The following is a 2,500-nucleotide window of genomic DNA, read 5'->3' on the forward strand; positions in this document are numbered from 1 at the left end:
GTTGCGGGGGCAGGATTTGAACCTGCGGCCTTCAGGTTATGAGCCTGACGAGCTACCGGGCTGCTCCACCCCGCGATAAGGGGGAAATTGTGAATGGGTTTAGTATTCGCGGGCTGTAATGCCTGGCGACGCCCTACTCTTCCACTGCTTGAGCAGTAGTACCATTGGCGCAGTCGGGTTTCACGGCCGAGTTCGGGATGGGATCGGGTGGGACACCGACGCTATGGCCACCAGGCAATAGAGTCCGCGAATACTGACCCTCGACGTTTGGTCGAGGGTGATGGGGTTAAAATCGATGCTGTGCACTGGCTGGATTTTCTGACCAGACCCTCAGTCTATCAGCCCAGGGCTGATGGTGGGGGTGTGGAGCTCTCAAGCGCGAATAGGACAATTAGTATCGGTTAGCTCCATGCGTTACCGCACTTCCACATCCGATCTATCAAGGTCGTGGTCTTCGACCGTCCTGAGAAATCTTATCTTGAGGGAGGCTTCCCGCTTAGATGCTTTCAGCGGTTATCCCGTCCGTACATAGCTACCCTGCTGCGCCGTTGGCACGACGACAGGTACACCAGAGGTACGTTCAACCCGGTCCTCTCGTACTAGGGTCAACTCCTCTCAAATTTCGACGCCCACGGCAGATAGGGACCAAACTGTCTCGCGACGTTCTGAACCCAGCTCACGTACCACTTTAATTGGCGAACAGCCAAACCCTTGGGACCTGCTCCAGCCCCAGGATGTGATGAGCCGACATCGAGGTGCCAAACAACCCCGTCGATATGAGCTCTTGGGGGTTATCAGCCTGTTATCCCCGGCGTACCTTTTATCCGTTGAGCGATGGCCCTTCCACGAGGGACCACCGGATCACTATGACCGACTTTCGTCTCTGCTCGACTTGTCAGTCTCGCAGTCAGGCTGGCTTATGCCATTGCACTCTAACAGCCGGTTTCCAACCGGCCTGAGCCAACCTTCGCGCGCCTCCGTTACTCTTTAGGAGGCGACCGCCCCAGTCAAACTACCCGCCACAGAGGGTCCCTGTACCGGTTTCACGGTACGAGGTTAGACATTAGATAACAACAGGGTGGTATTTCACCTATGGCTCCACACCGGCTGGCGCCAATGCTTCAAAGCCTCCCACCTATGCTACACAGTTCTTATCCAATGCCACTCTGAAGCTGCAGTAAAGGTGCACGGGGTCTTTCCGTCTAACCGCGGGTACTCCGCATCTTCACGGAGAATTCAATTTCGCTGAGCATGTCCTGGAGACAGTGGGGAAGTCGTTACGCCATTCGTGCAGGTCGGAACTTACCCGACAAGGAATTTCGCTACCTTAGGACCGTTATAGTTACGGCCGCCGTTTACCTGGGCTTCATTTCAGAGCTTGCACTCCTCCACTTAACCTTCAGGCACCGGGCAGGCGTCAGGCCCTATACGTCGTCTTGAAGCCGACTTAGCAGAGCCCTGTGTTTTTGCTAAACAGTCGCTACCCCCTGGCCTGTGCCCCCCATGAGAGCTTGCGCTTACATGGGGCCTCCTTCTTCCGAAGGTACGGAGGCAATTTGCCGAGTTCCTTCAGGACACTTCTCTCAAGCGCCTTGGTATACTCTACCTGACCACCTGTGTCGGTTTCGGGTACGGTCTATACGGTGGGGCTATTTCCCGGGACAGTTTCGAAGCACGTCCAATCCGATAAGGACGTACAACACACACCATCCGTCACACACCACCAGGCCCACGAATATTAACGTGGTTCCCATCGACTACCCCCTTCGGGCTCGTCTTAGGGGCCGGCTCACCCTGCGCGGATTAGCCTTGCGCAGGAACCCTTGGTCTTTCGGCGAGAGGGCATCTCACCCTCTTTATCGCTACTCATGTCTGCATTCGCACTTCCGATACCTCCACGACCCATTACCAGATCGCTTCGCAGGCTTACGGAACGCTCCGCTACCGCGTACACAAAGTGTACACCCTAAGCTTCGGTGCGTGTCTTGAGCCCCGTTACATCTTCGCCGCAGAAACCCTTGTTTAGACCAGTGAGCTGTTACGCTTTCTTTAAAGGATGGCTGCTTCTAAGCCAACCTCCTGGTTGTTTTGGGATTTCCACATGCTTTCCCACTTAGACACGACTTGGGGACCTTAGCTGTAGGTCAGGGCTGTTTCCCTTTTGACGACGGACCTTAGCACCCGCCGTCTGTCTCCCGAGTATCACTCATAGGTATTCGGAGTTTGGTTAGTATTGGTAGATCTCGCGACCCCCGCAACCATCCAGTGCTCTACCCCCTATGGTGTCCGCTCGAGGCACTACCTCAATAGTTTTCGCGGAGAACCAGCTATTTCCCGGCTTGATTGGCCTTTCACCCCTAAGCACAACTCATCCGGTAACTTTTCAACGTTAATCGGTTCGGACCTCCAGTGCGTGTTACCGCACCTTCATCCTGGTCATGCATAGATCGCCGGGTTTCGGGTCTAATACTTCAAACTAAGTCGCCCTATTCAGACTCGC

1 tRNA gene and 2 rRNA genes (1 of these 3 cut by a window edge) are annotated in these 2,500 nt (G+C 55.0%); all 3 read right to left on the minus strand.

The features are described from left to right. Position 1 precedes the first annotated feature (1 nt). Positions 2–75: transfer RNA gene (locus SB4_RS14835), tRNA-Met, on the minus strand. Between the two features lie 45 nt (positions 76–120). Beyond that, a 5S ribosomal RNA gene (gene rrf, locus SB4_RS14840) occupies positions 121–235 on the minus strand. Positions 236–371: 136 nt separating this feature from the next. Continuing rightward, positions 372–2,500, minus strand: a 23S ribosomal RNA gene (locus SB4_RS14845) (it continues 666 nt past the right edge of the window).

It is taken from the genome of Sphingomonas sanguinis (genome assembly GCF_001476905.1).
Taxonomy (GTDB): Bacteria; Pseudomonadota; Alphaproteobacteria; order Sphingomonadales; family Sphingomonadaceae; genus Sphingomonas; species Sphingomonas sanguinis_B.